The organism is Sporosarcina koreensis (assembly GCF_042655825.1).
GTDB lineage: Bacteria > Bacillota > Bacilli > Bacillales_A > Planococcaceae > Sporosarcina > Sporosarcina koreensis.
Window position 1 is genome coordinate 418,163 of record NZ_JBHSNP010000011.1, and the last position, 16,732, is coordinate 434,894.

Below are 16,732 nucleotides of genomic sequence, written 5' to 3' on the forward strand. Positions count from 1 at the left end.
AAGCATATTAAAATGAATAAACGACTTTACTGGGAGGCTGCTATGGATAAATTGACAGTCATGAATGAAATCAATGAAGTGCTTGATACGTATTGTGAAGGATGTTTTGTCAAAAGGCAACAGGCGAAGGACCTCGGAAAAACCGGGGCTCATCAGTTTTGCATTCAGACATGCACAATCGGGGAACAACTTCAATTTCTAGGAAATGAAATGAATAAATTGACAAAATAATATCCCGCCAGGATTACCTCGGCGGGATATTGCTCGTATACATATTCATATTCATGTTATAGTCAAGACATTTGCAGCTTGGGGTCCGCGGTTACCTTCCACGATTTCGAAGGATACGGTCTGGCCTTCATCCAATGTCTTGAACCCATCTGACATAATGCCGGTATAGTGGACAAACACGTCTTCGCCGTTATCCGTTTCAATGAAACCATAACCTTTTTCATTGCTGAACCATTTTACTTTACCTTGGTACATGCTTATTCCTCCCTCGGCATTTCAATGTCTTTCCCATTATTAACATGGTTGCATTAACTATACATGAATCGACATTATACGTCAATGACATGCCTAAATTTTCAGTCGAATCAGGTATACCGGATTTCCGCTTCAGGCGACGCTTTCCGCGGGCACGGCTTCAATCTCCTCGCCACTTCGTGTCTGCGGGGCTTTCAGCTCGCGCTATTCCCGCTGGAGTCGCGCCTTACGCTTCAATCCTTATATAGGTAAATTAAAAATGAGAAGGTGTTCAAATGAATAAAATAATTGAAAGATGTACAGAGCAAGTGATCGAAATATATGAGCGGTTCGATGCGAGCCATGATTATGATCATATTTTGCGGGTTATGAAAAATGCCGAGGATATTGCGCGGGTGATGCCAGATGCGGATATGACCGTCGTTCGGCTTGCCGTCCTCTTGCATGATATCGATGACCCGAAATATAAAGAGGCCGGCAGCGTGTCCGCTCTTGAGCTGCTTGATGCAGCTGGAGCAGAGGACGGGTTGGCGACTAAGGTTCTTGAAACGATCAAAAGCGTTTCATTCAATGGCGGAAACGAAGAAGAGATCGTTTCGATTGAAGGGGCGATTGTGAGGGATGCCGATCGGCTTGACGCTATCGGTGCAATCGGCATTGCTCGAACTTTCGCTTTCGGAGGGGCAAGGGGAAGAAAATTATATGATGCGGATGAAATTGCAAGAACGCAAATGTCCGAGGATGAGTACCGTTCCAAAAATACGGCTTCTGTGACACATTTTTATGAAAAACTCCTTTTGTTGAAGGATTTGATGGTGACCGAGGAAGGAAAACGTCTCGCGAAGGAACGCCATGATTTCATGGTCTCTTTTTTAGATCAGTTAAATGCGGAAATCGGAGCTGCAAAATGAGCATTGAAAAATAGGAAAGCGGGCATCCTTCACTCGACAAGGATACCCGCTTTTTTCAATGCAATTTCTGCATTGTCAATTTGATATTGGTCGTCGGCGATGACTGTGTGAAGATGGATGCCTCCCTCAGCTAGATTGGAAAGGTATACCGCATTCGCTTCATTGACCCGCCTTATGAATTCCTTCACTTCCAGACGGTTTGCCACCATGATGGAAGCACTCAAGTCGCCGTAGACAGGGTGTTCGACTTTCACATCCTTCACAGTCAGTCCATGATCGACGAGAATATTCAACTCTTCCTCCGTCTGTTCGGGAGTATGGTAGCAGACGAGCACCTTCTCGATCTTCTCCGGTCCAGCAGACGTGTGCATATAGATGTACCCTTGACTCGTCGCAAGGATTGGTTCCTTCTTCGCTTTTAATAAGGTAATATCACCGACGATGACTTGGCGGCTGACATTCGTCATTTCACCAAGCTCTTTGCCTGTCAACGGGCTATCGGCTTTCTGCAATGTTTCCAAAATCACTTGCCGGCGCTCTTCTCCGGGCATTTTCTCAGTTCCAGTCAATATCATCACTCCATTTCAACCATTTTAACATATCTGTCTTCACAGTTTCGTGTATAATGAAAAAATACATAACAGAAGGGGGATTTACAATGACAAATTCAGTAGTCCAAGTTGAAAAGACCTTGAATCCGAAAATGAAGCCGGCGTTCGATCAGCTTTCATTCGGAACTGTTTTTACTGACCATATGTTTACGATGGAGTATACGGAAGAGCAGGGCTGGCATGACCCGAAGATTGTTCCGTATGAACCGATCTTGCTCGATCCCGCGGCAATGGTATTCCACTACGGACAAACAGTGTTCGAAGGGTTGAAGGCATATGTGACGGAAGATGAGGAAGTGCTTCTTTTCAGACCCGAAGAGAATATGAAAAGATTGAACCGTTCGAATGACAGGCTTTGCATCCCGGCTTTCGACGAAGAACTTGCCCTTTCCGGCCTTCGGAAACTGATTCAAGTCGATAAAGATTGGATTCCGAACATCGAGGGGACGTCCCTTTACATCCGTCCTTTCATCTTCGCGACACAGCCGTATCTTGGGGTTGCTCCGTCAAAAACATACCGCTTCATGATCATTCTTTCACCGGTCGGCGCCTATTACAAGGAAGGCATCAACCCTGTCAAGATTGCGGTCGAATCTGAATTTGTCCGTGCAGTGACAGGCGGGACAGGCAGTGCAAAAACGGCAGGAAACTATGCCGGTGCGATGAAAGCTCAGGAAGTGGCGGAAGCGAAAGGCTATTCACAAGTACTCTGGCTCGATGGGAAGGAGCACCGATACATCGAGGAAGTCGGTGCGATGAACGTCTTCTTCAAATTGAACGGGGAAGTTGTCACACCCGAACTCAATGGAAGCATTCTGGAAGGGATCACACGAAAATCCGTCATTGAATTGCTGCAGCACTGGGACATCCCTATCACAGAACGGAAGATTTCGATGGAAGAACTATACGAAGCTTATCAGTCCGGGAAATTAGAGGAAGCTTTCGGGACGGGCACAGCAGCGGTCATCTCTCCAATCGGGGAACTTTATTGGAACGATAAGAAAATCACTATCAATAACGGAGAGATTGGCGAATTGGCGCAAAGGGTGTATGACACGATGACGGGCATCCAAACTGGAAGAACGGAAGATCCGTTCGGATGGCGGATGACTGTGGACATCGATACAGCAGTCGCACCAAGTCATAATTGATTTGTGCAGGCATCCTGTCGGCGACGGCAGGGTGTCTTTTAGGTATTTATCGAACTGCGGGAAGGTGAATCGATTTTGCAAATTACAGACGTGACAATCCGCAAGATGAAAATGAGAATGAAGGAACCTTTTTTAACAAGTTTCGGGACGATGCAGGACAAGCAATTTCTGTTGCTGGAAGTGCATGATGAATTGGGGAACATGGGCTGGGGCGAATCAGTCGCTTTCGATGCTCCATGGTATACGGAAGAAACAGTGGAAACGAATTTGCACATGCTCCGTGATTTCCTAATCCCCCTGCTGCTTGGGAAGGAAATCCTGCATCCCGATCGGGTTGGCAGCCTGTTCGCGCCTATCCGTGGAAACAATATGGCAAAGGCCTCCCTTGAATGCGCGGTCTGGGATCTTTATGCAAAACGGGAAGGGATCCCATTAGCCGAAGCGTTAGGCGGTCAGCGTCAACGGATTGAAGTAGGCATCAGCATCGGAATTCAAAAAGATCTGGTCGATTTGACCGATCACGTGCAACGTTATTTGGAGGAAGGCTATAAACGCATCAAAGTGAAAATCAAGCCGGGAGCGGAAATGGATATCCTGCGCGGTTTGAGGGAGGCTTTCCCCGACGTGCCGCTTATGGCGGATGCAAATTCAGCTTATTCCCTGGATGATATCGACCTGTTAAAGCGGTTGGATAAATTCGATCTTCTGATGATCGAACAACCGCTTGCACATGATGATATTGTCGACCATGCCGTCTTGCAGAAACAGATGAAGACGCCGATCTGCCTCGACGAAAGCATCCATTCATTGGAAGACGTGCGGAAAGCGGTCGAACTTGGAAGTACAAAAGTCATCAATGTGAAAATCGGGAGAGTCGGAGGCTTGTCCGAGGCGAAGCGGATCCACGATTATTGCATGGAAAAAGGCGTTCCCGTCTGGTGTGGCGGCATGCTCGAGGCTGGAATCGGACGCGCTCATAATATTGCATTGACGTCTCTTCCAAACTTCGTCCTGCCAGGCGATACAGCGGGTTCATCCCGTTATTGGGAAAAGGATATCATTGAACCGGAGGTGGTCGTGGAAGATGGGTATATCACTGTGCCGACTGCTCCGGGAATCGGTTTTACTCCAGATCTCAGTACCATTGAGGAATTCACAACAGATATCTGGCAATATCGGGCGTGAATGAGAACTTCATCGACAGGAATGAGAACTCTTCCGCTGTTCGTGATAATGCAACTTCTCTATCGCAATATCCGTCCAATGGATTGATGAAGTGCGCTTATTCCAGTAAAATGATTGTAGGTTTTGTAGAGAGGAAGTTTTCATGTGAAAAAAATAATTAGTGCCCTTGCTGTCGGATCGCTTGTTCTTCTTTTGGCTGCTTGCAGCAATTCAGGAACAGCTCAAAAGAAAATGACGGCCGGAGATTTATTGGATAAATCCCAGGAAGCGATGGACAACTCATTGAAAGCTGTCCGTTCACATATCGTCTTTGATGATTACGCGGTGACGGTCTATGATGGCGATATCGAAAATAACGAGAAAGCCGGAGTGAAATTCGATATGAAAGTCGATGCTTTCCTTGACCCTGCGAAAGTTCATTTGCAGTCGAATGTCCAGCCGCGCGGCGCGAATGCTTGGAATATGGACTTGTATCAAGTGGGGGATCGGGTATTTGTAATTGACGACCGCACAAACGAATGGGATGAATTGCCATCTGGTTCAGTTGATGAACTGTTTGGCACATTAGTGGCGGAAGCATACCCGGCCCTTGACTTGTCCAAGTTCAAAGAATTCGAGGACGAATTTATATTGGAACCGATCGAGTATGGATATGCATTGAAGTTAGCGTTGGACCGCGATGGATTTAAACGGCTCAAGGAACTCTTCCCGGACGTCGGCCCTCGAGAGGACGGATTCAGCATCGTCGACAAAGTGGAATTGGTCATCACGTTCAATAAAAAGACTTCATATGTGACGAGCTTTAAATTATCCTCAGATATGAGGAACTATCGTGACGGGAACTCCTATCGATCACGCCAGAAGCTGAATGCCACATACAGCTATTTCAATGATATCGAAGATTTCAAGTTGCCGAAGGAAGTCAGTGATATGGCAGCGGAATGAAGTGAAGAAGCATCTATCCTTGAACCGGGTGGATGCTTTTTCATTTACACAACAAGGGACTAAAAGACTACACCATAGCACTTCGCTTTCCATTTTTCCCAATTGGCAATAAGGACCATTGAATATGAACATCTGTTCCGGGTATACTATACAGAACGGATGTTCTTTTATTTTCGGGAGGGATATGCATGTATGAAGATTTGCCGGACCGCAAAATCGTATGTCTGGATATGCGAAGCTTCTATGCCAGTTGTGCGGCTGCAATCGAAGGGCTCGATGTCATGGATACGCCGATCGCCATCATCGGCAATAAAGAACGGAAAGGAGGCATCGTCCTAGCGGCTTCGCCTGCCTTGAAGAAGGAATTCGGCGTGCAGACCGGAATGCGGCTATATGAAATCCCTGATGACCCGTCCATACGGTTGATTGAACCGAAAATGCAGTTTTACATCGATGTCTCGATGGAAATCGCCAAAAATTTGAACCGCTACGTACCGAAAGAGGCAATCCATGTGTACTCCGTCGACGAAAGCTTCATTGACTTAGGAGGGACGGAACGATTATGGGGGCCTCCGGAACAAACAGTCGAACGGATCCAAGATGAGCTTGTCAGCCAATACCAGCTCCGATCCGCCTGCGGAATGGGGCCGAATATGCTGATGGCGAAGCTCGCTCTTGACTTGGATGCGAAAAAGACCGGCTTCGCCCGATGGACGTATGAAGATGTGCCGAAGAGGCTATGGCCGGTCGCACCGCTCAGCCGCATGTGGGGAATCGGCAGCCGGCTGGAAAGGACGCTGAACAATATGGGGATCTTTTCAGTGGGTGATTTAGCTCACACGCCTCTCGAGCGGCTCGAAACGAAATTCGGCGTCATGGGCAATCAATTGTATCATCATGCGCATGGCATCGACTTATCCGATCTCGGTGCACCGCTTGTCGAAGGGCAGATTAGCTATGGAAAGGGGCAGATCTTGTATCGCGATTACCTGAAGAGGGAAGACATCCTCGCCGTCATTCTTGAAATGTGTGAAGACGTCGCATTGCGTGCAAGAGTAGCGGGCAAGGCGGGGCGCACCGTCCATCTGTCAATCGGTTATTCGAAAAATTCGCTCGGAGGAGGCTTCGGGCGCTCTCGTTCAATGCATGAAGCGACGAACGATACGATGGCCATTTACCGGATTTGCACGAAGCTGCTCGATGAATTCCACGACGGCCGCCCCGTCCGGCGCATCGCCATCAGTCTGGCGAACCTCGAAAACGAATATGCCATGCAGCTCAGCCTTTTTGACCAGCATAAATGGCGCAACCGCCAGCTCGGGGCAGCAATGGATTCATTGCGAAAAAAATATGGCTCCACAGCTATCCTCCGCGCCGTCTCCTACACAGACGCAGGAACCGCCGTCCATCGCTCCAAACTCATCGGCGGGCATTACAAGTAAATCAAAGGAGATGATCTGATGATCCGTGACCGAGGACGCATCAAATGGACGGCAATGATGCTGCCCGAGCATGTCGAGCAACTGCGGGAATGGCAAAAGGAAGATGAGCATCAATTAAGACAGCAGCCCGACGAACAGCAAATCGAACAGTGGAACTACCAGATTCAAGAAGCGGCAGAAAGAAATTTGCAACTATCCGTCCACTATTGGGACAACGAAAAAGTAGCGGAGAGCAAAGGCTGCATCCAAAAAATCAACACGCTGGACGGAACGTTGCACATCATTTCCGACAACGGCAGGACATACCGGATCCCATTTGTCCACCTAAAAAGTATTTCAGAAACCGAATAATTTAGGAATCGTACCTTTTCTATTGTTCAGACTTTTGATAGACTATTCAAAGATAGAGAAAAAGGGGGATTACTTTGAAAGTCTTACTGCAGCTTGGCTGGTTTTTCAAACAACGGAAGAAACAATATGGACTTGGCGTCGCAGCGCTTGTGTTCGTCTCCTTATTGCAATTGCTTCCTCCGAAAATCATCGGCTTGATCGTCGATGATATTACGGAAGCCACATTGACAGCTTCCGAGCTGACGAAGTGGCTCATCATCTTGGCGGTTGCGGGAATTCTCATGTACGTGTCCCGTTATTACTGGCGCGTCATGATCTTCGGCTCCGCGGTTCTATTATCGCGCACAATGCGTGAGAAATTATTCAATCATTTTACAAGGATGTCGCCTTCTTTTTATCAAAAGAGAAGGGTCGGGGATTTGATGGCACATGCGACAAATGACATCAACGCCGTTCAACAGACGGCAGGAATGGGGATTCTAACATTAGTCGATTCCATTTCCACGGGCGGTTTCGTCATTTTGACGATGGCGCTGACTATCAACTGGAAACTGACAATCATTGCACTTATCCCGTTTCCATTCATGATTTTCCTGACAAGTTATTATGGAAGATTGCTGCGCAAACGTTTCCGTTTCGCGCAAGAAGCGTTCTCCAATCTGAATGACAAGACGCAAGAAAGCATTTCTGGCATTAAAGTAATCAAAACATTCGGACAGCAGAAGGAAGATATTGAAGATTTTACGGATCTATCGACGGATGTCGTTGCGAAAAATATGCGGGTGGCGAAGGTCGATGCACTTTTCGATCCGACGATCACAGGTATCTTTGCGGTATCCTATATTCTATCTTTCTACTTCGGAACAAAATTCATCATTGCAGGGGATATGTCCATCGGGGACATGGTGGCGTTCAGTACATACCTTGGGCTGCTCGTATGGCCAATGCTCGCATTCGGATTCCTCTTCAATATCGTGGAACGCGGAAATGCTTCGTATAGCCGTATTACGGAACTATTGTCCATCGATCCGGATATTAAAGACGTCACGGGAGCCATCGATCGCCGTCCGGAAGGCGATCTCCACTTCGACATCGAAGAATTCAAATTCCCGGACGATGAAACTCCGGCGCTTCGCGATGTCCACTTCACGTTGAATCGCGGGGAGACACTCGGCATTGTCGGGAAGACCGGTTCAGGAAAAACGGCCATCCTGAAATTATTACTGAGGGAATTTGAAGGATATAAAGGAAGCATTGTCTATGGTGGGCATCCGATCAATAAATACAAACAGCAGCGTTTACGCGAGTCGATCGGATATGTTCCGCAAGATCATTTCTTATTCTCGACAACGATTGCAGAAAATATCGCGTTCACGAATCCGAAGATCGATCGGGAAAAGATTTATGAAGCAGCAAGGCTTGCGCATATCCACGATGATATTGAAGGGTTTGCGGAAGGCTATGAGACCATTGTAGGAGAGCGGGGCGTTTCATTGTCCGGCGGCCAGAAGCAACGGGTATCCATTGCACGCGCGCTGATCATGCAACCGGAGTTGCTCATTTTGGACGATTCGCTGTCGGCGGTCGATGCCAAAACTGAAGAAGCGATCCTTGAATCGCTGAAACAGACGAGGACAGGCGAGACGACCGTCATTACGTCGCATCGATTAAGCGCCATTCAGCATGCCCATAAGATAATTGTCATGCACGAAGGGACGATTGTCGAAGCGGGTACGCATGAAGAATTGATTGCAATGAACGGAAGATATAAAGAAATGTATGACTTGCAACAATTGGAAGTACTTGTCGAGCAAGGAGGGGAAGAGTGATGCAGATGGAAAAACAGCCTAAATTGACGGCAAAGGACCAATGGAAAGTGTTCAAGCGGTTGATGCGCTATGCCATTCCGCATAAGGCAAGCATCTCGATTGCTTTGTTCTTCCTTGTGTTGACGATAACGGGCAGTATAGTCGGCCCGCTCATCATCCAGTCATTCATCGACGATTATTTGACGCCGCTCAACTTTCCCAAAAATGAAGTGATGACGTTAGCGCTCGTTTATATCGGGCTGCAGATATTCATTGTCGTTGTATCGTATTTTCAACTGCTCCGTTTCCAGGACATCGCCTTGAAAATCATTCAACAAATGAGGATTGATGTGTTTACAAAAGTTCAAGGACTCGGAATGCGCTATTTTGATAGGACGCCGGCAGGCAGCATTGTGTCGCGCGTGACAAATGACACGGAATCGATCAAGGAAATGTTCGTCAGTGTCGTCGTCACGTTCCTGCAAGCGATCTTTGTCATTATAGGTGTCTACATCGCGCTCTTTTCCCTCGATGTGAAATTATCATTCGTTTCCATGGTTCTTTTGCCGTTGTTCTTGGCAATTATTATCGTCTATCGCCGTTATAGCGCCGATTTCTACCAGGACATCCGGGAGCGTTTGAGCCAATTAAATGCCAAAATCGCCGAATCATTATCCGGTATGGGCATGATTCAGGCTTTCCGGCAGGAGGAACGGTTGTCGAAGGAATTTGATGATATCAATGAAGGGCATTATCGTGCAGGAATGCGGAACATTAAATTCGATAGTATCCTTTTAGGACCGTTCATCGACTTGCTCTATGCGTTCGCCATTGTTTTTGTCCTTGGCTATTTCGGTTTCATGTCATTGGACAGCGCAGTCGAGGTGGGGATCATTTATGCATTCACAACGTTGATCGGCCGTTTATTCCAACCGGTCCAGCAAGTGATGCAGCGGATGTCCATCTTCCAACAGGCGCTCGTTTCAGCGTCACGTGTGTTCAAATTGATGGATGATCCGGATATGGAACCGGCGCAGCAGGAAACAGAGCATAAGGAAATCCAAGAAGGGACAATCGAATTCCGGGATGTGACGTTTTCATACGATGGCAAAAACGACGTATTGAAAAACATCTCCTTTACAGCAAATGCCGGCGAAACTGTTGCATTGGTCGGTCATACTGGAAGCGGAAAGAGTTCCATCATTAACTTGCTCATGAGATTCTACGAATATGGCAAAGGGGAGATCCTCATTGACGGCGTCTCCTTGAAAGACTTGCCGCAAGCAGAACTGCGGAAGAAAATCGGGCTTGTTCTTCAGGATCCATTCCTGTTCTACGGGGATATCGAAAGCAATATCCGTCTTCATAATAAAGACATGTCATCTGAGGAAGTACGAGCAGCAGCTGAATTCGTTCAGGCGAATGAATTCATTGAGAAGCTGCCGGATAAGTACTCGCAGAAAGTGACAGAGCGTGGATCCACGTTCTCGAGCGGACAACGTCAACTTGTCGCGTTCGCCCGGACAATCGCAACGAATCCGAAAATTCTCGTATTGGATGAAGCGACTGCTAACATCGACACGGAAACGGAAGTTGCCATCCAGGGGAGCTTGGAAAAAATGCGACGGGGCCGTACGACAATTGCCATTGCCCACCGGTTGAGCACAATCCAGGATGCGGAGCTCATCCTCGTCCTTCACCAAGGCGAAATCGTCGAACGCGGAAACCACCAGCAACTGCTGGCACAAAAAGGGCTTTACTTCATGATGTACCAATTACAAAATGGTCTTATGGAAGACGCCATGTAATGAACTGGTTCGCCAACGCATCCATTGCGAAGGCGAACCACTTTTTTATTGTACAGCGCTTTTCGTTACGTTCATTAATTGTTCACAGTTAAAATAAGCGAATTATAGCTTGGGATTTGTTACGATGGGAGTAGAAAAATGAAGGGGAGAGAATGATGGCAACTGATTTAAATATTTTTCTAGCATTTGGCGCAGGTTTTCTCAGTTTCATTTCGCCTTGCGTCCTGCCATTGTATCCGGCATTCATATCTTACATTACGGGCATGTCGATCGAGGATCTAAAATCGGATTCGAAGCGGATGAACCGTAATGGCATGCTCCATACGATTTTCTTTTTACTCGGATTTTCGGTCGTATTCGTCTTTTTAGGTTTCAGTACTTCATTTGTAGGTAATTTCTTTGTGCAGTATAAAGATCTACTCAGACAAATTGGTGCCATTTTCATTGTACTGTTCGGACTAATGGTCATCGGATTGTTTACACCGAAGTTTTTAATGAAAGAACACCGGCTGCAATTTAAAAACCGTCCCGCGGGCTACTTGGGGACAGCTTTGATCGGGCTTGCCTTTTCGGCGGGATGGCAACCTTGCATGGGACCGATCATCGGAGCGATCATCGGACTGGCAGCAGCGAACCCAGGTTCAAGCATGTTGTATATGATGATGTATGTGCTCGGTTTTGCGATTCCGTTTTTCGTTTTGTCGTTCTTCATCACACGACTCGGCTGGATTCGCAGAAACAGCAATCTGATTATGAAAATCGGCGGCTATGTTATGATTGCATTTGGACTATTGCTGTTCTTTGACGGCATTACGTTCCTAACAAGCTTACTAAGCCCGATATTTGGAGATTTCCAAGGGTTTTAACGAATAAATCCAAAGCCTCCGAGCATTTTGCTTGGAGGCGTAATTTGATTTTAGAAGTGGAGGAGCTGCCGATGAAAGAGATCGGATCATTTGAACAATGGCTGGACATCACGGCAAGTGAGCCACGGCTATTACTGTTTGTCAAAACGGATCATTGCTCCGTCTGCGAAGGGCTTTATCCGCAAGTGGCCGAACTTGAAGAGGAATATCCATTCCCTTTTTATAGAGTGAATGCGGCACAAGTCCCTGAAATGGCGGGACAGCTCGCTTTATTCACCGCCCCAGTCGTCCTTCTATTCCATCAAGGAAGAGAAATGGCAAGATTCGCGAGGTTCGTCCAAATGGAGCAGTTGAAACACCGGCTGGATGAACTGGTGGAGTGGGGGGAGGAACATGCTTAAGCTTCATGAGCTCATAAATTTCATTTTCGAAGAAATCCCTTCCGTTTATCTGATTGTCGGCTCGACCGTGTTGTTTCTATTCATGGGGACGATGGCGTTCATCGTTCGGACAAAAGCGGCGAAAAGACCGATTTCACCCAAACGAATCATCTTGCCGCCATTGTTCATGTCGACAGGAGCGCTGATGTTCATATTTGAGGAATTCAGAGTGCCATGGCCACAAGTCATCGAATCTGTCTTTGTCGGAATGTTATTTTCCATTGTATTGATTAAGACGACGAACTTTGAAAAAAAGGATGGAAAACTCTATGTGAAAAAGTCGAGAGCATTTCTGATCATCCTTTTCAGTTTGCTCCTTGTACGTTTTGTCGCGAAATTGATTTTAAGCAGCTCCATCGATGTCGGTGAACTCGGGGGCATGTTCTGGATATTGGCATTCGGCATGATAGTGCCTTGGCGCATCGGGATGCTTGTGAAATATTTCAAACTGAGAAATGCCTATTGAAAAAACCTCCTGATTTAGGAGGTTTTTTTATTTACCGTCTAGACTCCGGTGACCAGCCCCTCAAGTCGCTTCAGTCTTGAAGCATAAGGCAAAGAACGCCTTATGTTCAAGCCTTCCAGCGAACGCTGTTACGAAGAACGGCGTTTGGGAGTAAAAGCGAAGCGTTACGAGCACATCTGTGCCCTAATTGTCGGGACTAAACGGTCACCTCCGCTTTCGCTAATTAAAACAGGTGTTCGTAAGGGGTAATATCGATTTCCATCGAATCCAATTTCCTGCGTAGAAATTTATGATCGCGTTTTGGTGTAGCTAGAATGTAACCGCGGATAATATGATCGAAGCTTACCGCCTTAGCACGGTCTTCCAATGCAAGCTGGCCGATTTTAGCCCCGATTTTCTGTTTGGCGACGTCACGGAATAATTCCGGAACGGGGCTGACGAGTTCATTCAATAATTCTCTCGCTTCCTCATTCCAGAGATGAAGGGATTCATTCACATAATGTTCTTCCCAGTCAAGCGTCGATTTGCCATCCGCCTTAGGAAACACTTTCAGGAATTTGCGGAACATGAAAAAGCCCCCGATTCCGAAAAGCCCGATCAGGACGACACACCAAAAGATGATGAACCATATAAAAAAGTCTTGCAACTGACTTCACCTCTTCCATTCTATTCCCCATTATAAGAGCTATTTCAAAAAAATTCACGGACAAAGTATCCTTTCTTCCTTTCAATCCCTATATAACGTGTGAAAGGAGGGGAAGCAAATGGCGACAATTGAATTCAGACATGCAGTCGGGAGAGTGTATTTCGACGGTGGAATGACAGAGGGCGGGAAAATGATCCGCAAATCAAAAACGTATCGCAATCTGGTGGAAGCGGCAACTGCAGAAAATCTGTATGACGCACTTTCACAATTGGCACAGCTGTCCAATTATCCGTTTATCGGAGCGGAAAAAGTTGAAACAGCAGACATTATGAATTAATGGAAAAGGGGGAATGAGAAATGGCAAAAACATTACAATTGACCTTTATCACAACAGAGGGGAAACAGACGTCGCTTACCGTTGATGAGCCGAAGGAAGGGTTGACACCTTCGGAGGTGGAAGCCGCCATGCAGCAAATCATCAGTTCCGGTGTATTCCATGTGGACGGCTACCCGCTTGAAACGGCAAAAGGCGCCCGCATTGTCGAGCGGACGGTCACTGAACTAGTAGAGGCATAACGTGTAAACGGCTCCCAGTCCCGAACTGGGGGCCTTTTAATATTTCAAATCAATCCAGCTACGGGCGCCAGAAGCTCGGGGTCATAAGTCAAAGCTAGAGCCGTTACGAAGAACGGCTTTTGCGAGTAAAAGCACAGCGTTACGAGCAGCCTTCGCATCTTTGCCTTATGCCTGAGGCCGGCAGGATGCCGGTCATGCAGTCGTTGCCGCAGGACGCGGCGTTTTTAGACTGCGAACATTCACTAGGCAGGCGCCCTACGCTTTATAGAAAGGAGGGAGTTTCAAAATGGAACAATGGCTAGAGCTCATACAGCAGATCGGATTTCCGATCTTTGTATCATTTTACCTTTTGCACCGTCTTGAAACGAAACTGGAAGCTATTCACAATGCGCTTGTTTCATTAAATATGAAATGAACTTCACTGAAACGTCAAAGATTGGACAAGAACGATTGGACTGTGCGGTTGTTTGATTAGCATCTATCCACTATGATAAACTAAGTACTGAAAGTGGAGGAGTCTGCATATGAGAAAAAAGTTATTTCTATCATCCATCATGATGCTTATGCTATTATTGAGCGCATGTTCAATGGGTGGATTCAAAGCGGATCATAAATATAAAATTGACCCGTTTGAATTTACGAATCAACATCATGAGCAAGTATCCCTCGACGATTTGAAAGGGACTGTATGGATTGCCCAGTTCGTCTTCACTAACTGTGAAACGGTCTGCCTGCCGATGATGGCGAATATGACAGATTTGCAGAAAATGCTGCATGACGAAGGCGTCGAAGATTACAAAATCGTATCTTTCAGCGTTGACCCTAAAAATGATACGCCTGAAGTTTTGCAGGAATACTTGGATGCATTCGATCCTGTCGATCAAAGCAAATGGGAAATGTTGACGGGCTATAGCCAGGAAACGATTGAAAACTTGGCAATCGGCTCTTTCAAGACATTCGTCAGTAAAACACCTGGCGTGGACCAAGTGACGCATGGCACTGCATTCAGCTTAGTCAATAAAGACGGAGTGTCTGTAAAGACTTACAGTGGTGCAGAAGAAGTTCCTTACGAGGAAATTGTTAAAGATATAAAAGCGCTCATCAAAGAAGAGCCTAAATCGTAACAAGAATGAACAGAAAAGGGTGGTGCAGTGAAGAAGAAGAAAAAGGGGTTATCCATCAAAACGAAAATATTCATGATCGTTTTGCTGATCCCTGTTGCTGTAACCACCTTCACCATATCGGCTATCATTTGGACAGGCATCCAAAATCCCGAACTCATTAAAAAATCTGCAAGCACGTTGCTGGAGTTCCAAGACCGGCATACTGCATTGGCCATTCCGGAAGAGTATATTCCAATCTATAAAGCCGCAGCAGAGGAGTACGGCATTCCTTGGACGCTTCTCGCTGCCCATCATCGGATTGAAACCCGCTTTTCTACGATGGATCCTTTATTATCCCCGGCAGGTGCCGAAGGGCATATGCAATTCATGCCTTGCACATTTGTAGGCTGGGGTTATCCGGGTTGCGAAGGGCTCGGAAAAGGGACCATACCGGATAAGGACAAGACCAATCCTGCCATTATTCAAAAGTATGGAGGATATGGCGTCGATGCCAACGGAGATGGAATCGCCGATCCTTATGATATTGAAGATGCCATTTTCAGCGCAGCGCATTATTTGTCTAAAAGCGGGGCGGCCGATGGGGAGATTGAAAAGGCAATATTCCATTATAACCATAGCGACAAATATGTCGAAGACGTCTTATGGTTCTTCAATGAATTTGAAACCCAAAGACTTAATAACGATTGAAAAGAGCGCCAAGAGGGAAAACCCTGGCGCTCTTTTTTCATCCGTTCATCCGTCTAGACTCCGGGTGGCAACTGCTCGGGTCATAAGTCAGCTCTGCTGTACGGCAAGGAGCGCCGTTTCGCAGATCTGCCTTATGCCTGTCGCAGCTGAACGCCACCCTCCGCTTTTGTATTTAAGTCGCTCTACGCATTGCTTTCATGATCAAGCTCACAATAAAGACGAGGATGATCGCACCGAGTAACGCAGGCAGGATGTAGAAGTCCGAAACCCTAGGACCCCAAGATCCGAGCAGCATTCCACCGATCCAAGCACCGATAATACCTGCAATGATGTTACCGATGACTCCGCCTGGAATGTCTTTTCCTAAAATAAGGCCTGCGAGCCAACCGATAATTCCACCGATAATTAAAAACCATATAAAGCTCATTTGTTCCATCTCCTTTTTTAGTGATTCATAATTGCTTATGTAGTATTTGAATATCCGTAAATTCCATACCTTAAACATCCTTCGCAATTAAATCACTAAAAAAAATGGTTATGAGCGGATGACTTTGGCTCCCAATGTCTTTTCAAAATGACGCAACGCCCATTCATGGCCGGCAGGATCGAAGCTTGTTACACCTTTTTCATGGATAACGATATCGAAGCCACGGTTGTAGGCATCTACCGACGTATGGAGGATGCATATGTCTGTACAAACCCCGACGAGATGCAATTCAGTTATCCCTCTTGAACGAAGCTGCAATTCAAGGTCAGTTCCTGCGAATGCACTGAAACGTGTTTTATCCATCCAAATAATCCGATCCCGATTCTCTTCATATAAATTATGAAGTTCTCCATAAAGATTCCGTCCAGAGGTCCCTTTTATATTGTGCGGTGGAAACATTTTTGATTCAGGATGATACGGATCATTTTCCTCGTGAAGATCGACAGGCATAATGACAAGGTTCCCATCTGCCAAGAACTCCTTTGTCAATTCGACAATGTACGGTTCCAGATCAATACCGGGCTGACCACATGACAACGCCCCATCCTCCGCAACGAAATCATACGTGTAGTCAATAACCAACAATGCTTTATCCAACTATCCCACTCCCTTTTATAAATCTTCCTTCTTATCATGCCATATATTTAGAAAAAATTCAGTAGAGTTCCAACATATGAATCCAAAACTTTGCATACAAGAGTTTTTCAGAATATACTTGACAGTGAGCGGCTTCTTTATGCCT

22 protein-coding genes are annotated in these 16,732 nt (G+C 46.4%); 17 read left to right on the forward strand and 5 right to left on the reverse strand.

Going from position 1 to position 16,732, the window contains the following annotated elements:
• Positions 1-42: 42 nt before the first annotated feature.
• On the forward strand, positions 43-231 hold the full coding sequence (locus tag ACFPTP_RS08705; RefSeq protein WP_381443656.1) for a zinc-finger domain-containing protein: 189 nt from the start codon (positions 43-45) through the stop codon (positions 229-231).
• Positions 232-282: 51 nt separating this feature from the next.
• On the opposite strand, the gene ACFPTP_RS08710 is transcribed toward ACFPTP_RS08705, so the two are convergent.
• Positions 283-486 carry a cold-shock protein gene (locus tag ACFPTP_RS08710; RefSeq protein ID WP_381443657.1) on the reverse strand — a complete coding sequence of 68 codons (204 nt, stop codon included), beginning with the start codon at positions 484-486 and terminating at the stop codon, positions 283-285.
• A 275-nt stretch (positions 487-761) separates the two neighbouring features.
• On the opposite strand from ACFPTP_RS08710, the gene ACFPTP_RS08715 reads away from it, so the two are divergent.
• The gene (locus tag ACFPTP_RS08715; protein ID WP_381443659.1) at positions 762-1,397 is read left to right on the forward strand and encodes an HD domain-containing protein; all 636 of its coding nucleotides are present in this window, start codon (positions 762-764) and stop codon (positions 1,395-1,397) included.
• A 29-nt stretch (positions 1,398-1,426) separates the two neighbouring features.
• On the opposite strand, the gene ACFPTP_RS08720 is transcribed toward ACFPTP_RS08715, so the two are convergent.
• Positions 1,427-1,966 carry a transcription repressor NadR gene (locus tag ACFPTP_RS08720; protein WP_381443660.1) on the reverse strand — a complete coding sequence of 180 codons (540 nt, stop codon included), beginning with the start codon at positions 1,964-1,966 and terminating at the stop codon, positions 1,427-1,429.
• 89 nt (positions 1,967-2,055) lie between these two features.
• On the opposite strand from ACFPTP_RS08720, the gene ACFPTP_RS08725 reads away from it, so the two are divergent.
• The 10 genes from ACFPTP_RS08725 to ACFPTP_RS08770 all read left to right on the forward strand — a co-directional run bounded on the left by ACFPTP_RS08725 (position 2,056) and on the right by ACFPTP_RS08770 (position 12,470).
• Positions 2,056-3,159, forward strand: a complete 1,104-nt coding sequence (locus ACFPTP_RS08725) for a branched-chain amino acid aminotransferase (protein ID WP_381443663.1) — start codon at positions 2,056-2,058, stop codon at positions 3,157-3,159.
• Between the two features lie 75 nt (positions 3,160-3,234).
• The gene (gene menC, locus ACFPTP_RS08730; RefSeq protein WP_381443664.1) at positions 3,235-4,344 is read left to right on the forward strand and encodes an o-succinylbenzoate synthase; all 1,110 of its coding nucleotides are present in this window, start codon (positions 3,235-3,237) and stop codon (positions 4,342-4,344) included.
• 144 nt (positions 4,345-4,488) lie between these two features.
• A complete protein-coding gene (locus ACFPTP_RS08735) occupies positions 4,489-5,289 on the forward strand; it encodes a DUF6612 family protein (protein ID WP_381443665.1) in 801 nt (266 codons plus the stop codon).
• A gap of 188 nt (positions 5,290-5,477) precedes the next feature.
• Positions 5,478-6,731 carry a Y-family DNA polymerase gene (locus ACFPTP_RS08740; RefSeq protein ID WP_381443667.1) on the forward strand — a complete coding sequence of 418 codons (1,254 nt, stop codon included), beginning with the start codon at positions 5,478-5,480 and terminating at the stop codon, positions 6,729-6,731.
• A gap of 18 nt (positions 6,732-6,749) precedes the next feature.
• Positions 6,750-7,082, forward strand: a complete 333-nt coding sequence (locus ACFPTP_RS08745; RefSeq protein WP_381443668.1) for a YolD-like family protein — start codon at positions 6,750-6,752, stop codon at positions 7,080-7,082.
• 74 nt (positions 7,083-7,156) lie between these two features.
• Positions 7,157-8,911 carry an ABC transporter ATP-binding protein gene (locus ACFPTP_RS08750; RefSeq protein ID WP_381443669.1) on the forward strand — a complete coding sequence of 585 codons (1,755 nt, stop codon included), beginning with the start codon at positions 7,157-7,159 and terminating at the stop codon, positions 8,909-8,911.
• A 5-nt stretch (positions 8,912-8,916) separates the two neighbouring features.
• On the forward strand, positions 8,917-10,698 hold the full coding sequence (locus tag ACFPTP_RS08755) for an ABC transporter ATP-binding protein (protein ID WP_381444228.1): 1,782 nt from the start codon (positions 8,917-8,919) through the stop codon (positions 10,696-10,698).
• 155 nt (positions 10,699-10,853) lie between these two features.
• Complete coding sequence (locus ACFPTP_RS08760) at positions 10,854-11,564, forward strand: cytochrome c biogenesis CcdA family protein (protein WP_381443670.1); 711 nt, start codon at positions 10,854-10,856, stop codon at positions 11,562-11,564.
• A gap of 44 nt (positions 11,565-11,608) precedes the next feature.
• The gene (locus tag ACFPTP_RS08765) at positions 11,609-11,965 is read left to right on the forward strand and encodes a thioredoxin family protein (protein ID WP_381443672.1); all 357 of its coding nucleotides are present in this window, start codon (positions 11,609-11,611) and stop codon (positions 11,963-11,965) included.
• Positions 11,958-12,470 (forward strand): CcdC family protein, encoded by a 513-nt coding sequence (locus ACFPTP_RS08770; protein WP_381443673.1) that lies wholly within the window; start codon positions 11,958-11,960, stop codon positions 12,468-12,470. Before ACFPTP_RS08765 ends, ACFPTP_RS08770 begins: the two co-directional genes overlap by 8 nt.
• A gap of 223 nt (positions 12,471-12,693) precedes the next feature.
• Here the strand turns inward: ACFPTP_RS08770 and ACFPTP_RS08775 are convergent, their stop codons facing one another.
• Positions 12,694-13,116, reverse strand: coding sequence for a DUF2621 domain-containing protein (locus tag ACFPTP_RS08775; protein ID WP_381443674.1), 423 nt, complete (start codon positions 13,114-13,116; stop codon positions 12,694-12,696).
• Between the two features lie 118 nt (positions 13,117-13,234).
• Between ACFPTP_RS08775 and ACFPTP_RS08780 the strand changes: the two genes are divergently transcribed.
• The 5 genes from ACFPTP_RS08780 (at position 13,235) to ACFPTP_RS08800 (ending at position 15,503) form a co-directional block, all read left to right on the forward strand.
• Positions 13,235-13,453 (forward strand): DUF1659 domain-containing protein, encoded by a 219-nt coding sequence (locus tag ACFPTP_RS08780; protein ID WP_381443676.1) that lies wholly within the window; start codon positions 13,235-13,237, stop codon positions 13,451-13,453.
• Positions 13,454-13,473: 20 nt separating this feature from the next.
• Positions 13,474-13,692 (forward strand): DUF2922 domain-containing protein, encoded by a 219-nt coding sequence (locus tag ACFPTP_RS08785; RefSeq protein WP_381443677.1) that lies wholly within the window; start codon positions 13,474-13,476, stop codon positions 13,690-13,692.
• A 286-nt stretch (positions 13,693-13,978) separates the two neighbouring features.
• On the forward strand, positions 13,979-14,107 hold the full coding sequence (locus ACFPTP_RS08790; RefSeq protein WP_381443678.1) for a YvrJ family protein: 129 nt from the start codon (positions 13,979-13,981) through the stop codon (positions 14,105-14,107).
• Positions 14,108-14,216: 109 nt separating this feature from the next.
• A complete protein-coding gene (locus ACFPTP_RS08795) occupies positions 14,217-14,816 on the forward strand; it encodes an SCO family protein (RefSeq protein WP_381443680.1) in 600 nt (199 codons plus the stop codon).
• A gap of 27 nt (positions 14,817-14,843) precedes the next feature.
• Positions 14,844-15,503: a lytic transglycosylase domain-containing protein gene (locus ACFPTP_RS08800; protein WP_381443681.1), complete on the forward strand. Its 660-nt coding sequence runs from the start codon at positions 14,844-14,846 to the stop codon at positions 15,501-15,503.
• Between the two features lie 172 nt (positions 15,504-15,675).
• Here ACFPTP_RS08800 and ACFPTP_RS08805 read toward each other — a convergent pair whose 3' ends face one another.
• Complete coding sequence (locus ACFPTP_RS08805; RefSeq protein WP_381443682.1) at positions 15,676-15,930, reverse strand: GlsB/YeaQ/YmgE family stress response membrane protein; 255 nt, start codon at positions 15,928-15,930, stop codon at positions 15,676-15,678.
• 108 nt (positions 15,931-16,038) lie between these two features.
• The gene (locus ACFPTP_RS08810; protein ID WP_381443684.1) at positions 16,039-16,587 is read right to left on the reverse strand and encodes a cysteine hydrolase family protein; all 549 of its coding nucleotides are present in this window, start codon (positions 16,585-16,587) and stop codon (positions 16,039-16,041) included.
• Positions 16,588-16,732: the final 145 nt, after the last annotated feature.

What these genes read in the sequence shown, in the direction of transcription:
- ACFPTP_RS08745 (WP_381443668.1), top strand. Translation starts at nt 6,750, where the DNA reads ATGATCCGTGACCGAGGACGCATCAAATGGACGGCAATGATGCTGCCC.
- ACFPTP_RS08755 (WP_381444228.1), top strand. Translation starts at nt 8,917, where the DNA reads ATGGAAAAACAGCCTAAATTGACGGCAAAGGACCAATGGAAAGTGTTC.
- ACFPTP_RS08715 (WP_381443659.1), top strand. Translation starts at nt 762, where the DNA reads ATGAATAAAATAATTGAAAGATGTACAGAGCAAGTGATCGAAATATAT.
- ACFPTP_RS08725 (WP_381443663.1), top strand. Translation starts at nt 2,056, where the DNA reads ATGACAAATTCAGTAGTCCAAGTTGAAAAGACCTTGAATCCGAAAATG.
- ACFPTP_RS08705 (WP_381443656.1), top strand. Translation starts at nt 43, where the DNA reads ATGGATAAATTGACAGTCATGAATGAAATCAATGAAGTGCTTGATACG.
- ACFPTP_RS08795 (WP_381443680.1), top strand. Translation starts at nt 14,217, where the DNA reads ATGAGAAAAAAGTTATTTCTATCATCCATCATGATGCTTATGCTATTA.
- ACFPTP_RS08770 (WP_381443673.1), top strand. Translation starts at nt 11,958, where the DNA reads ATGCTTAAGCTTCATGAGCTCATAAATTTCATTTTCGAAGAAATCCCT.
- ACFPTP_RS08780 (WP_381443676.1), top strand. Translation starts at nt 13,235, where the DNA reads ATGGCGACAATTGAATTCAGACATGCAGTCGGGAGAGTGTATTTCGAC.
- ACFPTP_RS08785 (WP_381443677.1), top strand. Translation starts at nt 13,474, where the DNA reads ATGGCAAAAACATTACAATTGACCTTTATCACAACAGAGGGGAAACAG.
- ACFPTP_RS08740 (WP_381443667.1), top strand. Translation starts at nt 5,478, where the DNA reads ATGTATGAAGATTTGCCGGACCGCAAAATCGTATGTCTGGATATGCGA.
- ACFPTP_RS08710 (WP_381443657.1), bottom strand. Translation starts at nt 486, where the DNA reads ATGTACCAAGGTAAAGTAAAATGGTTCAGCAATGAAAAAGGTTATGGT.
- ACFPTP_RS08805 (WP_381443682.1), bottom strand. Translation starts at nt 15,930, where the DNA reads ATGAGCTTTATATGGTTTTTAATTATCGGTGGAATTATCGGTTGGCTC.
- ACFPTP_RS08760 (WP_381443670.1), top strand. Translation starts at nt 10,854, where the DNA reads ATGGCAACTGATTTAAATATTTTTCTAGCATTTGGCGCAGGTTTTCTC.
- ACFPTP_RS08790 (WP_381443678.1), top strand. Translation starts at nt 13,979, where the DNA reads ATGGAACAATGGCTAGAGCTCATACAGCAGATCGGATTTCCGATCTTT.